Consider the following 20,660-nt stretch of genomic DNA (forward strand, 5'->3'; position numbering starts at 1 on the left):
GTTTTTATAATCACAGCTGATTTATACATTTATTTCAGATACAAACAAATCTTTGCCGCTTTATCACAAAAGATACTCTTCTGTTATCTTCCCTGTCATTAATCTATTCGATTCGTTACAGCCTTGCCCTGTCCATATGCGGTAAGCTCTTTAACGTTCAGCATCAGCATTGCAGTTCTAGTTTGCAACGAAGCACTACCGATATGCGGAAGTGCTACAACGTTTGGAAGCGTCAACAATGGATGATCCAGCGCAATAGGCTCTTGTTCAAAGACATCTAGTCCTGCTGCCCACAGCTTACCGTTTTTTAACGTATCATACAGTGCATTCTCATCGATAATTCCACCACGTGATGCGTTAATTAATACCGCGTCATCCTTCATTAAAGCAAGTTCTTCTGCTCCTATAAGTCCTACAGTATCATTGTTAAAAGGTGTCATAATCACAACAAAATCCGATTGTTTTAAAAGATCCTCCAACGACACATATTGAAAGCCATACATTTCTTCTACCTCATGACGGCGTCTACGATTGTTGTATAAAATTTTCATATCAAAACCTTTTGCTCGTCTTGCAACAGCTTGGCCAATTCGTCCCATACCAATAATTCCTATAGTGGATCCTGAAACATCTTTACCCACTAATTGCATCGGATACCAGCTTTTCCATTTACCCTCACGCAAATATCGTTCGCTTTCTGGAATTCTTCGAGCAGTCGCAAGCAATAATCCCCATACTAAATCTGCAGTCGTATTTGTTAAAACTCCTGGAGTATTAGTCGCCATTATTCCACGCTTACGCAAAGCTTTGACATCAATATTATTATATCCAACTGCTAAATTAGTCACGAGTTTTAGATTGGGTGCATGTAATAATAACTCGTCATCGACTTGGTCAGCAATCGTTACCCACAATACTTCACATTCTGCAACACCTGCCAATAGTTTTTCCCGTGGTATAACAATTTCCTCCTCCTCCCATTGTTTGATATCATAATACTCTTTCAACGGTTCAACTATATGCGCTGGGAACTTTCGAGTAATAAATAATTTCTTTTTCATATTCCGAACACCCCTCAATTTAATTCGCCTATAGCGTAACACTTAGAACAAGTATTTTCTAGGGATTTCTTATCTTTACATATGTAATCGCTAGTCCTTTTTATCACTCTACAAACTTCATCCGTCTATTTGATGTTTTATCCTTCAGAAAGGCGATTTTGTCCTATTTATTAAAAATAATATTAAATGGGCTAATCATCATAAAAGGCCGCTTCCTGGGGCGTCCTGTCGGAACGGAAATCAACTTATCCTCACATTTGTCACCCTCAGCTTTCTGTGATATAAAAAAACTATGCATAGGCTTTATGCATAGTTTTAGAAGTCTCTGATTGTTGTGTCTAAACGATTGGCAGCTTGTTTTAATTCCTCGGAAGATTCTCCAATTGATTCTATAATTCCTGACAATTCCGTTATTTTTTGTCCTACATTTTGGAAGTTTGAGATAGAACCGTTTACTGAGCCAGATATGGCATCGAATGCTTTTAAAGATTCTGCATTTTGCTCAATACTATTGTTCACCAGCTCTTGAATTTCATGAATCGCTTGAACAACTTGGTTTGTAATTCCATTAGACATTGTTATGAGATCCGCGATTTGTTCAACCGAACTTTTCGTCTGATCTGCAAGTTTACGAACTTCACTTGCCACAACAGCAAAGCCTTTTCCATGCTCCCCTGCACGAGCCGCCTCAATAGCCGAATTTAAAGCCAGTAAATTTGTTTGGCCCGAAATACTTTTTACTATTTCGATAACAGCATTGATTTTTGAGGAAGAGTGATCTAATTGCTCCACCATGCTCGACATTTCAACTGTCTTATGATGAATTTTCCCTGTTTGCTCATTAATTAATGTTATTTTAGAATAGCCTTCAGACGATACCTTTTGCATTATTTTTGCCTCATCTATACTTTCCTTCAAGTATTCATTCACTTCCTTGGCATTATAAACAAGTTCGTTCACTGTTTCATTGGTACAATGAGATTGAGTCTCTAGCTGCGTAGATATCCCACCTATAATTTCCTTAACATGTGCTCGAACACTATCCTGTTGCTTCTCAATTAATGTATTAGCATAATTATCATATTCCTCTAAGACAATCTGTTGTTCAATATTACACATTTTACTAATGGCTTCACAAAATTTCTCTTCTTCAACCCTCGTTAATTGAAGGTTATAAACAATCTTTCTTAAAAATTTTTCAAGGTTTTGAAAGGCTGCTAAATACCATTTAGGATACAAGTTAATCTTCACATGCATTTTTGCCACTCGCCTTCTCTTCTCTAAAAATGCATCGTCTATACGCCCTTCGAACATTTCTATAATGTGATGGCGTAATGTTTGGCGTAACCGCTCACTAGAGCTATACTTTTCAATAACCTCACGTAAGGCTGGCACACTTTCAATTGCATGATAAAATGCAGCCACAACCTCTACAACATTTTGTTCAATATACGGTTTTAAACTCCTGATCAATTGCAAATCTTCTCTAGTTAAATTTACGAGATTTAACTGTAGTAAACGTTCCTGATCTTGAATAATAACGCCTATACTTGATTCATCCGTAATCTCAATTGTATTTTTCTTAGACCTATTTCCAATTTGAAACACTTTCTCCACCTCGCTGTGTCTATGTCGATTCTACTAAATATAATCTGAAAACAAAAAAACCTCTGAATTAATTATATGTTCTTTACAATTGTAATGACAATATATAGGTAAAAAATATCTTTTTTCGTAATAAGATTTGATCCACCCTACTTTCAAACAATACTTATTAACCATTTATTTTTCCCTAAAGCAGGATGAAAACGCTAAAAAAAGCCACTCATTCTGTAGTGAACCCCAGAAGAGTGACTTTATTAATTACATAAAGATAATAACAGCTAATACAGCAGCTAGTACAAGGCGATAAATAGCGAATGGCATTAACTTCACTTTTGAAATAAGTGCTAAGAAGAATTTAATTGAGAGTAATGCAAAGATAAATGAACTAATGAAACCCACTGCATAGAATCCAAAATAATCCATAGATAGCGTATCCCAGTTTTTTAGTACAGACACTAAACTAGCACCCGCCATAATTGGTACTGCCATAATGAAAGTAAAGTCTGCCGCTACTCGGTGACTCATTCCAAATAGTACACCACCAGAAATTGTTGCACCTGAACGGGAGAACCCTGGCCAAAGTGATAAACATTGTACTAACCCTACTTTAAATGCTAAACCATAAGAAATTTTGTCTAGTGAATCTACTTTTGGTCTTTTTGGTGCTAATTTATCTGCAGCAATCATTAAAAGTGCCCCAGCTACTAAAGCATAAATAACATGCTCTACTTTAAATAAATGATCATCGATAAAATCTTTGAACGCAAAACCTAATATAACCGCTGGTAACATACCCACAATCACATGTAATAAGTTGAAGTGACCTTTCACTGATTTCGCTTGGCCATCAATTTTATAGAGTCCAACTAAATTTAACATTCGTTTCCACATTACAACGACTACGGCTAAAATGGAGCCTAGCTGTACAACGATTTTAAATGTATTAGCGGGATACATCCCTAAAAATTCCTCTGTCTTCAGCCACATATCGTCTACAATAATCATATGACCTGTTGACGACACTGGTGCAAACTCTGTCATCCCTTCGACAAAGCCTAAAATAAGCGCCTTTAATAATTCAATGATATCCACGTTGTCACCTTACCTTTTATTAATTAAATACCAACATATTATAAAATACACTTTTTCATATACTCATATACTATGACTATAGCATTCAGTTATGAGCAGACTAATTCATATGGCCAACTTACCAACTAACGAAAATTTATATCTACAACCCATAATTCGGAACGGCTGCCTATTCGCATTGGAGGACCCCAAAAGCCAAAACCTGATGAAACAAGTGTATGCATTTTCTCCTTCATTTTATAACCATAATCGAGCTCAAATACACGAGCCGTTATATACTGATTAGGCCATAATTGTCCTTTATGCGTATGACCTGACATATGGAAGTCTACACCCATTTTTGCGGGTGTAATTAAATCATTTGGGGTATGATTCATAACAAACCAAGGTAAGTCATCTGTTGTCTTCAATGTATCTAGTTGCTTTCTTTCCTTGTTTGTAATATCCTCTTGCCCCGTTAATACTATCACATTATCGATTCTAATAGTTTCATCACACAAAACTTTTACATTAGCGTTTTCCATCTCTTTAATAAATTCAGGAATTTTCTTGCCATAGTACTCGTGATTACCCAGTACACCATACACACCATATGTAGATGTTAATTGTTTCATCGCATCTGCCATTCCATCTTTAACAAACCATTTAGGGTCGTCATCCACAATATCTCCAGCTAAAAAGACGATGTCCGGTTTAGCTTCATTCGATAACGTAACAAAGCGCTGTAAATGTCTTTTATTTGAGAGAACACCTAAATGAAAATCTGATGCAACCACAACTCTCATCGAATCTAGCTCACTGCTCTTTTTATCCATCGTTATCTCTAAATGACGAACAACAGGTGAATACGCTAAATAAGTCCCCACAATACTTAGTACAAATAACATAGCAACTGCAATACCACCAATTATCTGTACACTTTTAAAAGGACTTAGCCAAAGAATTAAGTGTGCTACCAAACAAAGTAGTAATCCGTATTCAAAAATAAACATCCAGTAATTATGGATAATTGAAAACACCCGTAAAGACTCATGCAATCTGCTAATCATTATACTAAACGCAATGATATACAGCACTAACCAATATAAAATTGGATAACGGAACCATCCCATTGCCACAAGCCAATGTCTCAATCCCCATCCTAAGTAAAAAGTTAATGCACTATATATACTTAATAAAAGAATTCCGCCAATTACTTTAGGCATTTCAGTCCCCTACTTTCATATAGTCTTAGTTGATTATATACTTAACATTCTCTTATAGAAAGTAAGTGCAAAAGGACACCAATCAGCTCATGATATCAACTGTACATATTCCTGCAAATCAATCTATTTTTAAGATTACGTAAAAAAACTATGATTAATATACTTTAATTTTTCTGAATATTTAAGTAACATTATAATTGCAAGAGTAAATTTTACGCATGCACGAGGGAAAAAGGGGTGTTGTTCATATGGCAAAATATAAATTCGAATCAACAGAACATGAATTATTTCGTAAAACGTTACGTAAGTTTTTGGCAGAAGAAGCCGAGCCAAACTATCCACAATGGGAAAAAGATCATCTTATTCCACTTGAATTTTGGCGTAAGCTTGGGGAAATGGGCTATCTATGCCCTCAAGTAGAAGAGCAGTATGGAGGTCTCGGACTCGATTTCAGTTTTGGCGTTATTATTCAAGAAGAGCTTGAGCGTGTGGGTTCTAGCCTTATTGGTGTTGGTCTGCATAACGATATTGTTGTTCCTTATATTGAGGCATATGGCTCAAATGAACAAAAATCACGCTGGCTACCGAAATGTGTTACAGGCGAACATATTACAGCAATTGCTATGACAGAGCCAGGCACAGGTTCAGATTTGGCAAACATCCAAACTACTGCTATTCGTGATGGCGATCACTATATCGTCAACGGACAAAAAACATTTATTACAAATGGTATTCATACAAATTTAGCGGTTGTTGCTGTAAAAACAAATCCTCAGGCTGAAAAAAAGCATCGTGGCATTAGCCTCCTTGTCATTGAAGACGGGACGCCAGGCTTCACAAAAGGTCGCAAACTCGAAAAAGTTGGCATGCATGCGCAGGACACAGCAGAGCTATATTTTGAAGATTGTCGCGTTCCTGTAAAAAATCTCCTTGGTGAAGAAGGTAAAGGTTTTATTTATATGATGGAAAAACTGCAGCAAGAGCGTTTAGCAGTAGCCATCGCCGCACAAACCGCTGCTGAAGACATGCTGGCTTTAACAATTGATTATGTAAAATCACGCGAAGCTTTTGGAAAGTCAATTAGTGACTTCCAAAACACGCAATTTAAAATAGCTGAAATGGCGACAAAAATTGAACTCGGCAAATCATTTTTGGAGTCTTTAATTGAGGAACATATCGCAGGAAATGATGTTGTGACAAAAGTTTCGATGGCAAAATACTGGATAACGGAAAATGCACGCGAGCTTGCTGTCCAGTGTATGCAGTTACACGGTGGCTACGGTTATATGGAGGAATACAAGATTGCTAGAAGATATCGAGATATTCCTGTCATGTCCATCTATGCAGGTACCAACGAAGTCATGAAAGTGATTATTGCCAAGAATTTAGGGTTATAACTAAAAAAGTAGGCTTCCGGCAGGCACAACGAGTAGCCAAAGTGACGGAAGAAAGAGAGGAACGACGGATAGAAGAGCCTAAGCGACGGAAGAAAGTACCGAAGTGAAGGATAGAACCATCAAAGTCGTGGATAGAACCGCCATTGTCGCGGATACAAGCGTCAATTTCGTGGATAGAACACCCAAAGCGACCGAAGAAAGTTCCAAAATGACGGATTGAAATTCCCAACATTCAAAAGGAATTTCTCACATATTTTATTTTCCAACATAATAAAAACAGCGGCAAAATGTTTGCCGCTGTTCTTTGTCTATGCTGTTGGAATTCGAACGATAACCTTAAATAAATCTCCATCTACCTCTATACTCATACGAGCACCATGCAAATCTACAATGGATTGTGCAATGGCTAAGCCTAGCCCTGAGCCTTCTGTATGGCGTGAAGCATCCGCTCGCTTAAAGCGTTCAAATAACTCATCCGCATTCTCGCTAATTTCATATTTTGCAACATTCTTCACCGTAAATTCAGCGTCACCCTCTGTCGTACGTTTCAACGTTACATAAACACGTGTGCCCTCTAATGCATATTTTAATACATTAACGATTAAATTATCGATCAGTCTCCACCATTTTTGTCCGTCCACATACGCGTAGATTGGCTCATGTGGTTTTGTCATGCGTAAATCTAAATTAGCCTGGGCTAAATCTTCCTCATGCTCCCCTACCGCCTGCTGTATAAGCTGGGTTAAATCAACACGAGTGCGATGAAGCTCCATATTGCCACTCGCCATTTTAGACACTTCAAAAAGATCCTCAATCAGTAATTTTAGACGTTCTGATTTTTTATCAAGGATATGAATGTATTGCTTACGCTCTTCCTCTGAAATATCAGGATTTTTCAATAAATCTGTATACGTAATAATGGATGTTAACGGTGTGCGTAAGTCGTGACTAACATTCGTAATAAGCTCTGTTTTTAAACGCTCACTTTTTGCCTGCTCATGCATAGATGTACGTACGCCTTCTCTTAAATGATTAAGATTTTCGGCATGACCCGCTAGTGGTGACTTGCCCATTACCTTGACATCACGATTTAAACGCCCTTCTGCCATGTCTTTTGTATCCTTCATAATTCGATTTAAATAGCCCATTCTAGAAAGGAAGAGAATCATAGCTGGTATACCAATCATTGCGCAGATGCCCAATACTAAAACGGGGAATCCACCACCTCTAAACATCGAAGCGACAAGGCTTCCACCACCGAAAAATGCTGCCCCAATCATCACAATGGAATGTAATGCAATGGAACGATTTATAAATAAATCCGTGATTGATTCTCCTAGTGACCATAAATAGCTAGCTTTTAAGTTCTCCTCTAATTTCTGTATTGTATTCACTCGATCATACAACCAAATTAGCTGTACAAAGAACAACATAGCAATAATGATCATGGCACCTATTTTAAATAACGAACTAGTGAAGTACTGTACATAGTTGGATTGATAAATAAATTCAATCGCTTCAAAAGCAATTTCAGATGCTACTAAATATATGAATGCATTTATTAATAATAATCCAATTTGGTAATCAATTTTCATCTTTGCAAGAGCTTCTTTTTCCTTTAAACCTTGTACCATATTCAGTACTTCTTTACGCCCGTTCCATGCAAAAATAGCTGCCACAACACTCGTTAACCATATAAAATAAAATATATATTGTTGGCGTGTAAAATGGTCATATCCTCCCATGATATCGACTGCTTGTGCTGATTTTTTTGAGATGGTTATGAGACCAGTATAATCAGAAGTTTCCCTTAAATTTTCTGTATCCACGTTGATATCTGTTCGATAAAAAATTTGATTTAAATTATCACTAATATTCCAAGTAGATAATGGATGTTGTCCAGTATACTCTATTTTGAACGCACTACTATCAGAAACATCACCTGAACGATATGTTTTGCCTGTTTCAGTGTTCGTTAATTCATAAGACCAGTAATTATTATTTTTTACAAAACTTTTTGCTTCTTCTTGAGCGGCCTTTATATATTTATCAACAAGCTCTTCCTTTTGAACTAGAATTTTTTTACGGACATGCTCATCATTCTCAAAATTAGCTGTAATATCTTTAATTTTTGCATCCCGTTCTTTCTCAAGCTTTGTTTTTAAGTCCGTTGCATTAACATTAGCAGCTTCGTTAATCCGATTTTCATATTGAGTTTTAATATTATCTATTTGTTGTCCTAATGTTCCATAAAAGTTTCGATGTTCTTCAATTTCGCTTTCAGTAACTACGATTTTACTTTTTAATCCCTCTGCTGTCGGCAAATTTAACACTAATGGCCCTAATTCTGACTGAAAATTATCTAGTTCATGCTGAAAGTTTTCAGATTGAAAATACGACCTTCCTATATATTGATACCCAACTTTAGAGAATGTAAATATACCGAAAATTACCCAGATTAAACATATAAGAGCGAGAAGAGGTTTCCAATTTTTTAACATACTTTTAACTCCTCTTTTAAAAAATTCTCTCGAGCAATTGTAGCATCCCCGAAGAGCGTGCAGTTACTATTTGATAGGCATACACACCAAAATAAATTAGTCCAATAACCCCTGCTACAAACCCTGCAATCGTAGCATACTGCTCTATTTTATTTTTCCATTTTATAGCCAACGCCCCACACCACCTTTAAATAGCGTGGATTTTTCGGATCTGCTTCGATTTTTTCACGTATTTTTCGAATGTGTACAGCCACAATATTTTCTGCATTGTAAGCTTCCTCATTCCACACACGTTCATAAATCTCTCTTATCGAAAATACACGCCCTGCATTTTTCATTAATAATTCCGTAATCTTATATTCGATTGGTGTTAACCGAACAGGCTCGCCTTCTAAAATGACTTCCTTTGCATCTTCATCTAATACAAGTCCATCGATTTCTACCTTTGCCGCTCCTTCATTGTACGTCCCAAGTTGTACATAACGTCGCAGCTGAGATTTCACTCGAGCCAACAGCTCTAACGGATGAAAAGGCTTTGTGACGTAATCATCAGCGCCTACAGACAAACCATGAATTTTGTCGCCATCCTCCGCTTTTGCACTAAGCATAATAATTGGAATGTTGCGCTCTTCTCTAATTTTAAACGTTGCTGTTATTCCATCCATATTTGGCATCATAATATCTAAAATAATTAAATGTACTTCATTGTTTTCTAATTTTCCGAGTGCCTCTAAGCCGTCTGCCGCTTTAATGACATTGTAGCCTTCATTCTTTAAATAGATTTCAATACCATCACGAATATCTTGATCATCGTCTGTAACAAGAACTGTTAGTTTCGTCATGATATACACCTCGCTCTCAATTAATAGTGTACCTTTTAAATCTTAAAAACCAGTTATTATAAAAATGAAGAATTTCTTAAGGTTTTAACTTCTTGTAGAAAAGGCTTGTCCAACCTCTCCCGTATGGACAGTCCATTCCCCATTCTTAACGAATTGCCATTTACAGCTGTGATTTCCATAGTATTATTCTAAAGCACCAGAAAAGACAAGAGCGCTACAATCGTTACAACTGCTCTAATAGCTACACCTGTTAGACGAATTGATGAAAAAAAAGAACTGGAATAACGCAATGCTCGTAGCTGCTTTACTTGTTCATTTTCATGACCTTTTCAGGATACATCATTTATTGCCCCTCAAACGTCATCATGCATTAACATTAATAATACAGATTTATCCAAAATCAAACAATTATCATTTTCCTTTTTCTTTCATTTATTAACCCACAGTAGGCTTTCTATTAAAGGGAGGTTATAATAAAAACAATAAAAGGAGCGAAATTATGTATAAAACCATTGAAGAAACAGCCATCGAACTTGGTATGCCAGAGGATCAAGTACTTCGCCTAGTTTATGAGGGTCGTATCCGTTCAGTATACGATGGCGATCAAATACTGATTAATAGCGGACAATTCAGTACTTATTTTGAGCAGTTAGATCGTATTAAAGAGGAAATTGAGATTTGGCGTAATACTCCTATTCCAGAGGATATTGATGTTAAAGATGAGGATTAAAAAATGCCTATCATTAAACAATTAGCACATTGTTGAATGATAGGCATAATCTATCTAATTATATCGTTACTACAAATCCAGCTCGCTTACCGATAATTTCTGCATAATCCTCAACCATTACACTTGCTGTTGGATACATACCTGCCCCAGGTCCTATTAGCGTTAATGTGCCAATATAATTTGTGTCCAATGCCACAGCATTATTAACATCATCAACTGGATAAAGCGGATGTTCCTTATCAACTAATTGCGGTCCAACCTTTGCGATCACTTTACCATCTGCTAGTTTCTCAACCTCAGCAACGTGGCGATAACGCAAGCCTTTTTCACATGCTTCTTTTACTTCCTCTGCCGAAATACTATCAATACCTACTACTTCGACGTCAGCCCAATCTGGTTGTTCTCCAAATGCCAAAGCACTTAAAATCATTAATTTTTTAAAGGCATCCTGTCCTGAGATGTCATTAAAAGGATCTGCCTCTGCATAGCCTAAATTTTGCGCCTCTTTTAAAGCAGTTTCGAACGACCAGCCCTGTGAACGCATTTTCGTTAAAATATAGTTGGATGTGCCATTTAAAACTCCTTGAATACGATTAACATTATTGACCAGTAAAATATTTTTCATCGTTTTTATAACTGGTACACCGCCAGCAGTTGTTGCCTCAAAGCCTACAAAAACGCCATTTGCTTTTGCAAGATCTTGTAGCTCCAAGCCTCGTTTTGCAAACATTACTTTGTTAGCTGTAATGACATGACATTTATGCTCAACAGCGCGCTTTAAATAAGTAAATGCTGGCTCCTCATTCACGATCGCTTCAAAAACAACCTGCATACCTGGTTCTGCTAAAACTTCATCCATACTAGTTGTCATTAAATGCGCTGTACCTGGTACACGTTCACGGCTAGTATCTGTAACTAAAATTTTTGCTACTTCCAGCTCAATTCCTAATTTATTTTTAAGCTCTTCACGCTTTTCGTTTAATATATGGTAAATTCCTTGACCTACCGTTCCAAATCCTAATATAGCTGCCTTTATAGTTGCCATTCCTATTCCCTCCAACTTACATTCCGCAGTTTCATTATATTTATTTCGTCTCAGCTTAATTCTTACAGATTTTGAATTGTGCGCCGACTATATAAAGCAGGTCAGTTTGCCGTGTTTCTAACACTTCATCTTCAGACAGATATTTAGTCATGGCGTTTCACTTTCGCTACAAAAAACATTCTGAATGAAGATACATTGTGAAACAAACAAATTCAAATAATTCAAAAATCAACTTAAAGAAAATTGTAACGTAAATACATACATTGCACAAGAAAAATCTTTCTAGGATGGACATTTGTTTTCTGTAGATGTGCAAAGGAAATCGTTTTCAACCCTTTTATTATATGTTTTTTCACTTGAATCTATAATAATTGAACAAATACTGACGTTTCTTTATCAATTATGCATCGGCATATTTGCGTCCGGCTTTGTGCTTGCTTAAAATAAATGCCTTTCTTCTATTATATGTATGTTAAGACATTCATAAAAATTGTTCTTTTGAAATATATTAATAAAAATTTTTTCTGTATATCTTCACGTCTAATTTAAAAAGCTCATTCCCTGTAGCAGCAGAGAATGAGCCAAATATATGAGGGATAATTAACTAGCTTTGGCTAGCAATTTATAACGATATTGTGTTAAAGCTTGTTGCACCAGTCTTATTTCCTCCTGCGTAAAATTTGGTATTGCATACGTACGTTCAACTAATTGGAATGTGCCGTATTTTAAATAATACTCTGTTGCAGGTAGAGGAATATGACTTGCTCCATAGCTTTCATATGCTTCGAAAACTTCTTTTACTGTATAGCCTTCCTCTTTGAAATAAACCATTTCCTTAAAAGCAGAATGTCCAAAGATCTCTTGCCATTTAAGCTCAACTGACGCAAGTATGTTTTGAATGGACATGTTGTTCACAAACACATGACCTTCATTTAATTCATAAATAAGATAAGATGCAATGTTTTGCGCACTATACACATTTCCCATTTAAAACACTCCTTTATCATCAGTTTTGTAGATAAGAGTAGCTACTGGCTGAGTAACTACTCCTCTTCATATATATTCAAAAGTGGGGGAGCACTTATGAAACTAAATTAGTTTGAGCATTGACTGAAACACTTTACCGAACAACAAGTCGGCGCTTTAAATTGGTTCTAGGTTGGTAGCCCTTCGAACACTTTTCTTATTTCCTAGTATAAAACAAGGAATTTAGTAAGTCAATAATACTTATAAAATTACTAGGTATTAATTTTATAAAATTTCAGTTACTTCACCAAATGAGGTGAGCGGATGATGCAGCAACGTTTGACGCATTACCAAATGAGGCCAATCGAATGAGAAAATACGTAAACGCTACAGCATTAGCCAATAAGTTTTATTTATTAAGCTTCTACTTTTTGTTGTGAAGCTGTTACTTGTTCAATAGCTTGTTCTAAATCTGCAATAATGTCCTCTACTGCCTCTAAACCGATTGATAAGCGAATGAGCGACTCGGTTACGCCAGTTTGGATTAGCTCCTCAGCTGATAGTTGCTGATGTGTAGTAGATGCTGGATGAATAATTAACGATTTGGCATCCCCTACATTTGCTACATGCGAGAATAATTCCACACTATCGATCAATTTACGCCCTGCTTCACGTCCACCTTTAATGCCAAACGTAAGCACAGAACCAAAGCCATTTCTTAAATATTTTTTCGCTAAATCATGCGTAGCAAAATCTTCTAAGCCATTATAATTTACATATTCCACAGATGGGTGGTTTCGTAAATATTCGGCTACTGCTAAAGCATTTTCATTGTGTTTAGGAATACGCAAATGAAGCGTTTCTAAACCTTGTAATAAATTAAATGCCGCATCAGCACTTAATGTTGGTCCAAAGTCGCGTAGCAATTGCACTCGCAGTTTTGTGGCAAATGCAGCCTCTGCTGTGTCAATACCATAACGCAAACCGTGATAAGAAGAATCTGGCTCAGTAAAGCCTGGGAAACGCCCACGAGTCCAATCGAACTTCCCTGCATCTACTACAACTCCACCTAAAGTTGTACCATGGCCGCCTATCCATTTTGTTGCGGAATGAACAACGATATCTGCACCGAAGTCAATTGGTGTAGAGCCATATGGTGAAGCAAATGTGCTATCAATAATTAATGGCAAGCCGTTTTCGTGTGCTATATTTGCTACCGTTTCAATATCTAATACCTTTAAACTTGGGTTTCCGTAAATTTCAGCGAACACAGCCTTAGTTTTATCAGTAATAGCTGCTCGGAAATTTTCTGGATTTGTTTCATCTACAAAAATCGTTTTAATACCGTAGTTTGGTAGTGTGTTTGCGAATAAATTATAAGTACCTCCGTATAAAGAGCTACCTGCAACAATTTCATCGCCTGCTCCTGCAAGATTTAAAATGGAAAACGCGATTGCTGCCGCACCAGATGAAAGTGCTACTGCTGCTGTACCGCCTTCTAATAAAGCGACGCGTTTTTCAAAAACATCTACAGTTGGGTTTGTAATACGAGTGTAAATATTGCCAGCTTCCTCTAAGGCAAAAAGACGTTGCGCATGAGCAGTGTCTTTAAAAACGAAAGCCGTTGAGCGATAGACGGGTACTGTACGAGATCCTGTTACCGGGTCTGGCTCTTGGCCACCGTGTAACAGCAATGTTTCTGGTTTAAATTTTGTCATTGTATACCTCCAAATGGTTATTTTTTTACGATGGTACCGGAGATGAGGAGGATTTTTTTAGTAGAAAACAAAAACCCTCTTCAGCTAAGAAGAGGGTTGCGGTTGCAAGTTTTCCTCCCCTTATCTGCCAGATCCAAGTAAGAATCTGTAGGAATTAGCACCTTAGCAAGTTCGTCACTTACTGGTTGCCGGGCATCATAGGGCCTATCCCTCCGCCGCTCTTGATAAGAGTATGAGATTCAATTTCCATCGTTGTTACAAAGTATAAACATAGACTTTTTCTCTGTCAACACTAAAATTTTATTTTTTCCGAAACTTCTGTCTGCTTTTTTACGTAATACGAACGCATACACTATTCTAGATATTTATTATTTACATCACCATAACATGGGTTAAATTTCCATTTCTATTGAGCGTTTTCTGGGGGTGTCAGGCTAAAAGATGTTGTTTGTGCGGAAGCGCAGTGCAAACGTAGCGAGCAACACGATGTTGTCACGAGCGTTATCACAGAACGTGATGCTTTTAGCTTTCGTCCATCTCCTCGCTTGTCATCCCTAACTTTTATTGATGAGATCATTATTTAGAAAGGAGAATTTTTATGATAAAAGCCGTTATTATTTTTCTTCTTGCTGGTTATTTAATTGGCTGTATTCACGGCTCTAAAGTTGCTCAGTTTTTATCCGGGGTAGATTTAAAAAAGACTGGTCATGGCAATGCAGGCGCCTCTAATGCAACACTTTCCCTTGGCTGGAAATACGGCATATTAGTTGCACTAATCGATATCGGCAAAGGCGTTGCAGCTATAATCGGCGCACATGTGTATTTAGCAGATATAACACAATTAACAGAAATACAAGTTTGGCTCTTCATCTATATCGTAGCTTCCGGTGTCATTCTAGGTCATAATTTCCCATTTTATATGGGCTTCAATGGCGGTAAAGGAACTGCTTCAATCATAGGAATATTACTTGCGATTGATTGGAAAATAGGCTTATTTGCACTCATTTTATTTGTTATTTTATCTTTCGTGACGAACTATTTAATTGTTGGTGTACTAGAATTTTATCTCGTTTTTTGTACAGCCACTTATTTATGGATTCCTGGAGTTGGCCCAACGATTTTAGCCCTATTACTTTTTGGTATAGCTATCATTTTGCATATTGAAAATATTAAGCGACTGATGATAGGAACTGAACCTAAAGTGACTTCTGCATTTAAGAAAAAATAATATCTTTTGGATATATTTGTCTTTAGTGTGACCGTATATTTTCTCGTAACTGCCCATTATCGCTATAAATAGAGGGTATTTCACATACTAGTTTTTTTACAATAAATAGACAAATTAACTTTCTTAATAAAGCATTTTACTAGCCGATGTTATAGAAAATTGTAATAGAAAGGATGAAAAAGTATGCCTACTTCTGAACAAGCAAAATCAAAACGTAATTTGAAGCCGCTATGGATTGGATTGGCCTTCGCTTCATTAATCATCATTACTTTTTTACCTAACAACGGCGATTTACCTGTAGCTGGACAACGAGCTTTGGCTATTTTAGCTTTTGCGGTCATCCTATGGGTTACAGAGGCAGTATCCTATCCCGTTAGCTCTGCTATGATAATTGCTCTCGTTACAATCTTACTAGGGCTAGCCCCGTCAATGGAAGATCCAACAAGAACGCTAGGAACATCTGATGCATTAAAGTTAGCCTTAAGCGGATTTAGTAATTCTGCAGTTGCGCTAGTAGCCGCAGCTCTTTTCCTAGCGGCAGCCATGCAAATTACGAATTTACATAAACGGCTTGCGCTTTGGATACTTTCACTAGTTGGGACAAAAACGAAAGCTATTGTATTCGGTGCTATTTTAGTATCTATTGCACTCGCATTCTTTGTCCCTTCTGCTACTGCACGTGCAGGCGCAGTTGTACCAATACTACTCGGAATGGTAGCAGCATTTGGTTTACCACGTGATAGTCGACTTGCTGCTTTACTAGTCATTACCTCTGTACAAGCTGTTTCCATTTGGAATATCGGTATTAAAACGGCAGCAGCTCAAAATATGGTCGCTTTAAATTTCATCAAAGAGCAATTCGGTGTAGATATTTCTTGGGGTTCTTGGTTACTTTACGCTGCCCCCTTCTCAATCATCATGTCAGTGGCTCTATTTTTCATTATGATTACACTAATTAAGCCTGAAACAAGTAATATTGAAGGTGGTAAAGAAGTAATCAAAAAACAACTTGCGGAACTTGGTCCATTAAAAGCTCCCGAAATTCGATTAATCATCACATCGGTAGTTTTACTATTTTTCTGGGCTGCTGAGGGCAAACTCCACCCATTCGATACGACAACCGTCACAATCGTTGCGATCGCCATTTTATTAATGCCAAAAATCGGAGTCTATTCGTGGAAGCAAGTTGAACCTCATATTCCTTGGGGGACAATTATCGTCTTTGCAGTAGGAATTATGCTAGGAACAGTCTTACTTAATACTAAAGGTGCATCTTGGTTATCTGATAAGGTATTCGGTTCACTCGGTTTAGATTCTATGCCAATTCTAGCAACAATCGCACTTGTTACTTTATTTAATATTATTATTCATTTAGGTTTTGCGAGTGCAACAAGCTTGGCATCTGCACTTGTACCAGTATTTATCGTTTTAGCCTCAACATTAACGGCTAATGTCGACCAGGTTGGTTTCGTTATCGTACAACAATTCGTTATTAGCTTCGGCTTCCTCTTACCTATTAGTGCACCGCAAAATATGCTTGCCTATGGTACAGGAGCCTTTACAACAAAGGATTTCTTAAAATCTGGTGTTCCATTAACGATTATTGGATACATCCTAGTTCTTCTATTCTCCGCAACGTATTGGAAATGGATCGGCTTATTGTAAGAAGCAGCTAGGGCTTTCTTTGGACACCTGAGCACTTCGGGGAGTTACCTGATCACTTTTCCGGCTTACCCGATCATTTCTCGGGATACCTGATCATTTTTCTGGGTTACCTGATCACTTCCCGGGATTACCTGATCACTTCCCGGGATTACCCGATTACTTCCCGGGATTACCTGATCACTTTTCCGGCTTACCCGATCACTTCTCGGGATTACCTGATCACTTCTCGGGCTTACCCGATCACTTCTCGGGATTACCCGATCACTTTTTGGGGTTACCTGATCACTTCCCGGGATTACCCGATCACTTCTCGGGATTACCCGATCACTTTTCCGGCTTACCCGATCACTTTTCGGGCTTACCTGATCACTTCTCGGGATTACCCGATCACTTCCCGGGCTTACCTGATCACTTTTCCGGCTTACCCGATCATTTCTCGGGATACCTGATCACTTTTCCGGCTTACCTGATCATTTTTCGGGATACCTGATCACTTTTCCGGCTTACCCAATCATTTCTCGGGATACCTGACCACTTTTCCGGCTTACCTGATCACTTTTCGAGGCCACCTGATCACTTCCCGGGATTACCCGATCACTTCCCGGGATTACCCGACCTCTTTTTGGGGTTACCTGATCACTTCCCGGGATTACCTGATCACTTTTCGGGGTTACCTGATCACTTTTCCGGCTTACCTGATCACTCGATCACTTCTCAAGTGATGCTTTTTGATTTACATTATTAGCAATTAAAAGCCTTGAAGGGGCAGATAAACTGTCTCCTTCAAGGCTTTTATTATCTTAATTATTTCGATAAAGCAGGGTTCTTCATCGTACCATTTTTGGCGTAATTCACATGCCAGGAAAGCGCTTTTTCTAGTTCATGTGGCGTATGGTGCCCACCTGTTGCTTCATTGGCATCGTTAAAATACTTCCATAATTGCTCACGATATTCCGGATGTGCACAGTTATCGATAATGAGCCCAACCCGCTCTTTTGGAGCAAGCCCACGTAAGTCAGCTACTCCCTGCTCTGTTACGATAACGTCTACATCATGCTCTGTATGGTCTACATGCGATACCATTGGAACGATACTAGAAATATTTCCGCCTTTCGCGTAAGATTTTGTGACGAAAATACCTAACCGTGCATTCCGTGCAAAGTCTCCGGAGCCACCGATTCCATTCATCATTTTCGTGCCGGAAACATGCGTAGAATTCACATTCCCATAAATATCTACTTCGAGTGCTGTATTAACAGAAATTAACCCGAGTCGGCGAATAATTTCTGGTTGGTTAGAGATTTCTTGCGGACGTAATACTAGCTTATCTGCATACTTTTCAAAATCACCATAAACTCGGTTTCCTACTTCTTCGGAAAGAGTAATAGAAGTAGCAGATGCGAAGTTTACTTTTCCTGCATCAATTAATTCGAATACTGCGTCTTGCAATACTTCTGAATATACTTCTAAGTTCTCAAACTCAGAATCTTTAAAGCCTAGTAAAACGGCGTTTGCAACTGAGCCTACACCTGATTGAATTGGTCTTAAACTTGTCGTTAAACGGCCTACTTTAATTTCTTCACGTAGGAAGTTTAATAAATGATTGGCCATAATATCTGTTTCTTCATCTGCAGGAACAATCGTTGATGGCGCATCTAAAATATCTGAAATCACAATTCCCTTTACTTTATCTAAATCTAGTGGTATGCCAATTGCGCCAAGACGATCGGATACATTTTGTAATGGAATTGGATCACGTTTTCCCTGTGGTCCTGGTACAAAAATATCATGGACACCCTCTAATGCATCAAGCTGAGCTACATTCAACTCAATGATTATTTGGTCTGCTTCTTGCACAAAAATCGGAGAGTTACCAACTGAAGTTGTAGGAATTAGTAAGCCGTCTTCTGTAATAGCAGCCGCTTCAATAATAGCAAAATCAATAGGACCAATAATACCTTGACGTACTAACTCCGCATTATGTGATAGATGAGCATCAACAAATGTAATTTCACCACTGTTGATTTTGTTACGAATACCAGCATCCGCTTGGAAAGGCCCACGTTTACGAATAACGCCCGCTTCCGCTAAGTATTGGTCAACTTCTGGGCCAAGTGATGCACCTGTATATACATCTACCTGGAAGCTCTCTTTTTTTGCTTTCTCTACAAGTGCAAGAGGTACCACTTTAACATCACCAGCACGTGTAAATCCGCTCATCCCAAGTACCATACCATCCTTAATCCAAGATGCTGCTTCTTCCGCTGTTACAACCTTGCTCCGTAGCTGTTCATTACGAAGCTTTTTCGCCAACTTTTCTGTCATCCCTTATTCCTCCGTCCCACTTTATTTTTATTTAACTAATTACTCGGTTTAACCCCCTGGTATAGCCATCCAATTATTAGAAATCTAACCAAATAAACCGTCCATACATAATTTTAAACTATTTAGAATTTTTAATCTATAACTAACGAAATATTTTATTATACGAGAGATTTTATGCATTTATAAATTATCTGAAAATAACTTCAACATCAAAAAAATTCGATTTTGAAGACGAAGCGTGATATGCTCTTGATATATTTAAAGGGGAAAAGGAGATTTTATAAATGGTTAAAGAACTATTACGGAACCACTCTTCGGTTCGTATTTATGATGGAAATCCGATTTCAAAAGAAATTATTGAAGAATTAATTGCTACTGCACAAATGGCTGCTACATCACATTTTGTACAAGCTTATAGTGTAATTTGGGTAACAGATGCGGAGAAAAAAGAAAAATTAGGATTGCTCTCTGGTAATCCTCGTCAATACGAAACTTCTGGAGGTGCCTTTGTCTTTTGTGTAGATTTCAAACGTCTTCAATCAGCAGGTAAATTAGAAGGTGTAGACATTGTAGCTGACTCGGCAGAAAACGTACTAGTTGGAGTAGCCGATGTATCATTATTCGCGCAAAACTTTGTCGTTGCCGCGGAATCTATGGGATATGGAATTTGTTACATTGGAGGGGTGCGTAATGAGCTTGAAGAAATTAACGAATTATTCAATCTACCTGACTATGTTTTCCCACTATTCGGCTTAACAATTGGGGTTCCTGCTCGTCGCAATGAAGTAAAACCTCGTTTACCTGTCGCAGCAGTATTACATGAAAATGAATACAATACAGAAAAATATGAGGAGCTTTTACCAGCTTACAACGATACGATGGAAGCATACTACAATTCTCGCTCATCCAATCGGAAAATTGATAACTGGACAAAGCAAATGGCTGATTTTTTAATTGAACAGCGCCGTCCTCATATCAAAGATTTCTTAGCGAAAAAGGGTTTTAATTGGAAATAACTTCATGAACAAGCCGCGTGGAGTTACTATCTTATGATAGTAACTCCACTTTTTTTATATTTTGTTTGATTGGATTGTACGATGATCATTATGGGAAATTATCACTTATAACTCGGCAACTTACTAAAAAATTGCAAACAAAAAAGCCGAGGAATAAATCCTCGACTTTTCTAAGTGCCTAGCGACGTCCTACTCTCACAGGGGGAAGCCCCCAACTACCATCGGCGCTAAAGAGCTTAACTTCCGTGTTCGGTATGGGAACGG

At 37.7% G+C, this 20,660-nt stretch carries 16 protein-coding genes, 1 rRNA gene and 1 riboswitch; of the genes, 5 read left to right on the forward strand and 12 right to left on the reverse strand.

Annotated features, from left to right (window positions below; translation table 11 throughout):
• Positions 1–98: 98 nt before the first annotated feature.
• The 4 genes from ACFVT8_RS24100 to ACFVT8_RS24115 form a co-directional block, all read right to left on the reverse strand.
• Entirely contained in the window at positions 99–1,061 is a 963-nt protein-coding gene (locus ACFVT8_RS24100) for a 2-hydroxyacid dehydrogenase (protein ID WP_387086277.1), read from the reverse strand.
• Positions 1,062–1,376: 315 nt separating this feature from the next.
• Positions 1,377–2,669, reverse strand: coding sequence for a protoglobin domain-containing protein (locus ACFVT8_RS24105; protein ID WP_387086280.1), 1,293 nt, complete (start codon positions 2,667–2,669; stop codon positions 1,377–1,379).
• 255 nt (positions 2,670–2,924) lie between these two features.
• The gene (locus ACFVT8_RS24110; protein WP_387086283.1) at positions 2,925–3,758 is read right to left on the reverse strand and encodes an undecaprenyl-diphosphate phosphatase; all 834 of its coding nucleotides are present in this window, start codon (positions 3,756–3,758) and stop codon (positions 2,925–2,927) included.
• 125 nt (positions 3,759–3,883) lie between these two features.
• The gene (locus ACFVT8_RS24115) at positions 3,884–4,963 is read right to left on the reverse strand and encodes a metallophosphoesterase (protein WP_387086286.1); all 1,080 of its coding nucleotides are present in this window, start codon (positions 4,961–4,963) and stop codon (positions 3,884–3,886) included.
• Between the two features lie 248 nt (positions 4,964–5,211).
• Between ACFVT8_RS24115 and ACFVT8_RS24120 the strand changes: the two genes are divergently transcribed.
• A complete protein-coding gene (locus ACFVT8_RS24120; protein WP_387086289.1) occupies positions 5,212–6,360 on the forward strand; it encodes an acyl-CoA dehydrogenase family protein in 1,149 nt (382 codons plus the stop codon).
• 308 nt (positions 6,361–6,668) lie between these two features.
• Here the strand turns inward: ACFVT8_RS24120 and ACFVT8_RS24125 are convergent, their stop codons facing one another.
• From ACFVT8_RS24125 to ACFVT8_RS24135, 3 genes are read right to left on the reverse strand one after another with little or no spacing between them, the layout of a single operon-like run.
• A complete protein-coding gene (locus ACFVT8_RS24125) occupies positions 6,669–8,861 on the reverse strand; it encodes a histidine kinase dimerization/phospho-acceptor domain-containing protein (protein WP_387086292.1) in 2,193 nt (730 codons plus the stop codon).
• Positions 8,862–8,877: 16 nt separating this feature from the next.
• Positions 8,878–9,033 (reverse strand): hypothetical protein, encoded by a 156-nt coding sequence (locus ACFVT8_RS24130; RefSeq protein ID WP_249076186.1) that lies wholly within the window; start codon positions 9,031–9,033, stop codon positions 8,878–8,880.
• A complete protein-coding gene (locus tag ACFVT8_RS24135; protein ID WP_387086297.1) occupies positions 9,011–9,703 on the reverse strand; it encodes a response regulator transcription factor in 693 nt (230 codons plus the stop codon). Before ACFVT8_RS24135 ends, ACFVT8_RS24130 begins: the two co-directional genes overlap by 23 nt.
• Positions 9,704–10,202: 499 nt before the next feature.
• Between ACFVT8_RS24135 and ACFVT8_RS24140 the strand changes: the two genes are divergently transcribed.
• Positions 10,203–10,433, forward strand: a complete 231-nt coding sequence (locus ACFVT8_RS24140) for a MerR family transcriptional regulator (protein WP_049667308.1) — start codon at positions 10,203–10,205, stop codon at positions 10,431–10,433.
• 58 nt (positions 10,434–10,491) lie between these two features.
• Here the strand turns inward: ACFVT8_RS24140 and ACFVT8_RS24145 are convergent, their stop codons facing one another.
• The 3 genes from ACFVT8_RS24145 to ACFVT8_RS24155 all read right to left on the reverse strand — a co-directional run bounded on the left by ACFVT8_RS24145 (position 10,492) and on the right by ACFVT8_RS24155 (position 14,162).
• The gene (locus ACFVT8_RS24145) at positions 10,492–11,478 is read right to left on the reverse strand and encodes a homoserine dehydrogenase (protein WP_387086300.1); all 987 of its coding nucleotides are present in this window, start codon (positions 11,476–11,478) and stop codon (positions 10,492–10,494) included.
• Positions 11,479–12,078: 600 nt separating this feature from the next.
• Positions 12,079–12,465, reverse strand: a complete 387-nt coding sequence (locus ACFVT8_RS24150) for a hypothetical protein (protein WP_387086303.1) — start codon at positions 12,463–12,465, stop codon at positions 12,079–12,081.
• Between the two features lie 395 nt (positions 12,466–12,860).
• On the reverse strand, positions 12,861–14,162 hold the full coding sequence (locus tag ACFVT8_RS24155) for an O-acetylhomoserine aminocarboxypropyltransferase/cysteine synthase family protein (protein WP_387086306.1): 1,302 nt from the start codon (positions 14,160–14,162) through the stop codon (positions 12,861–12,863).
• Positions 14,163–14,279: 117 nt separating this feature from the next.
• Positions 14,280–14,393, reverse strand: a riboswitch (SAM riboswitch).
• 367 nt (positions 14,394–14,760) lie between these two features.
• Between ACFVT8_RS24155 and ACFVT8_RS24160 the strand changes: the two genes are divergently transcribed.
• Complete coding sequence (locus ACFVT8_RS24160) at positions 14,761–15,390, forward strand: glycerol-3-phosphate acyltransferase (RefSeq protein ID WP_387086309.1); 630 nt, start codon at positions 14,761–14,763, stop codon at positions 15,388–15,390.
• A 183-nt stretch (positions 15,391–15,573) separates the two neighbouring features.
• The gene (locus ACFVT8_RS24165) at positions 15,574–17,055 is read left to right on the forward strand and encodes a DASS family sodium-coupled anion symporter (protein ID WP_387086312.1); all 1,482 of its coding nucleotides are present in this window, start codon (positions 15,574–15,576) and stop codon (positions 17,053–17,055) included.
• A gap of 804 nt (positions 17,056–17,859) precedes the next feature.
• On the opposite strand, the gene scpC is transcribed toward ACFVT8_RS24165, so the two are convergent.
• Positions 17,860–19,380, reverse strand: coding sequence for a succinyl-CoA:acetate CoA-transferase ScpC (gene scpC, locus ACFVT8_RS24170; protein ID WP_387086315.1), 1,521 nt, complete (start codon positions 19,378–19,380; stop codon positions 17,860–17,862).
• 284 nt (positions 19,381–19,664) lie between these two features.
• Here scpC and chrR point away from each other — a divergent pair, with 284 nt between their 5' ends.
• Positions 19,665–20,396: a class II chromate reductase ChrR gene (chrR, locus tag ACFVT8_RS24175; protein WP_387086318.1), complete on the forward strand. Its 732-nt coding sequence runs from the start codon at positions 19,665–19,667 to the stop codon at positions 20,394–20,396.
• Positions 20,397–20,572: 176 nt separating this feature from the next.
• Here chrR and rrf read toward each other — a convergent pair.
• Positions 20,573–20,660, reverse strand: a 5S ribosomal RNA gene (gene rrf / locus ACFVT8_RS24180); the annotation flags it as partial.

This window comes from Lysinibacillus sp. NPDC058147 (assembly GCF_042884205.1).
Taxonomy (GTDB): domain Bacteria; phylum Bacillota; class Bacilli; order Bacillales_A; family Planococcaceae; genus Lysinibacillus.

What these genes read in the sequence shown, in the direction of transcription:
- ACFVT8_RS24125 (WP_387086292.1), bottom strand. Translation starts at nt 8,861, where the DNA reads ATGTTAAAAAATTGGAAACCTCTTCTCGCTCTTATATGTTTAATCTGG.
- ACFVT8_RS24165 (WP_387086312.1), top strand. Translation starts at nt 15,574, where the DNA reads ATGCCTACTTCTGAACAAGCAAAATCAAAACGTAATTTGAAGCCGCTA.
- ACFVT8_RS24115 (WP_387086286.1), bottom strand. Translation starts at nt 4,963, where the DNA reads ATGCCTAAAGTAATTGGCGGAATTCTTTTATTAAGTATATATAGTGCA.
- ACFVT8_RS24145 (WP_387086300.1), bottom strand. Translation starts at nt 11,478, where the DNA reads ATGGCAACTATAAAGGCAGCTATATTAGGATTTGGAACGGTAGGTCAA.
- ACFVT8_RS24140 (WP_049667308.1), top strand. Translation starts at nt 10,203, where the DNA reads ATGTATAAAACCATTGAAGAAACAGCCATCGAACTTGGTATGCCAGAG.
- chrR (WP_387086318.1), top strand. Translation starts at nt 19,665, where the DNA reads ATGGTTAAAGAACTATTACGGAACCACTCTTCGGTTCGTATTTATGAT.
- ACFVT8_RS24155 (WP_387086306.1), bottom strand. Translation starts at nt 14,162, where the DNA reads ATGACAAAATTTAAACCAGAAACATTGCTGTTACACGGTGGCCAAGAG.
- ACFVT8_RS24160 (WP_387086309.1), top strand. Translation starts at nt 14,761, where the DNA reads ATGATAAAAGCCGTTATTATTTTTCTTCTTGCTGGTTATTTAATTGGC.
- scpC (WP_387086315.1), bottom strand. Translation starts at nt 19,380, where the DNA reads ATGACAGAAAAGTTGGCGAAAAAGCTTCGTAATGAACAGCTACGGAGC.
- ACFVT8_RS24120 (WP_387086289.1), top strand. Translation starts at nt 5,212, where the DNA reads ATGGCAAAATATAAATTCGAATCAACAGAACATGAATTATTTCGTAAA.
- ACFVT8_RS24135 (WP_387086297.1), bottom strand. Translation starts at nt 9,703, where the DNA reads ATGACGAAACTAACAGTTCTTGTTACAGACGATGATCAAGATATTCGT.
- ACFVT8_RS24100 (WP_387086277.1), bottom strand. Translation starts at nt 1,061, where the DNA reads ATGAAAAAGAAATTATTTATTACTCGAAAGTTCCCAGCGCATATAGTT.
- ACFVT8_RS24150 (WP_387086303.1), bottom strand. Translation starts at nt 12,465, where the DNA reads ATGGGAAATGTGTATAGTGCGCAAAACATTGCATCTTATCTTATTTAT.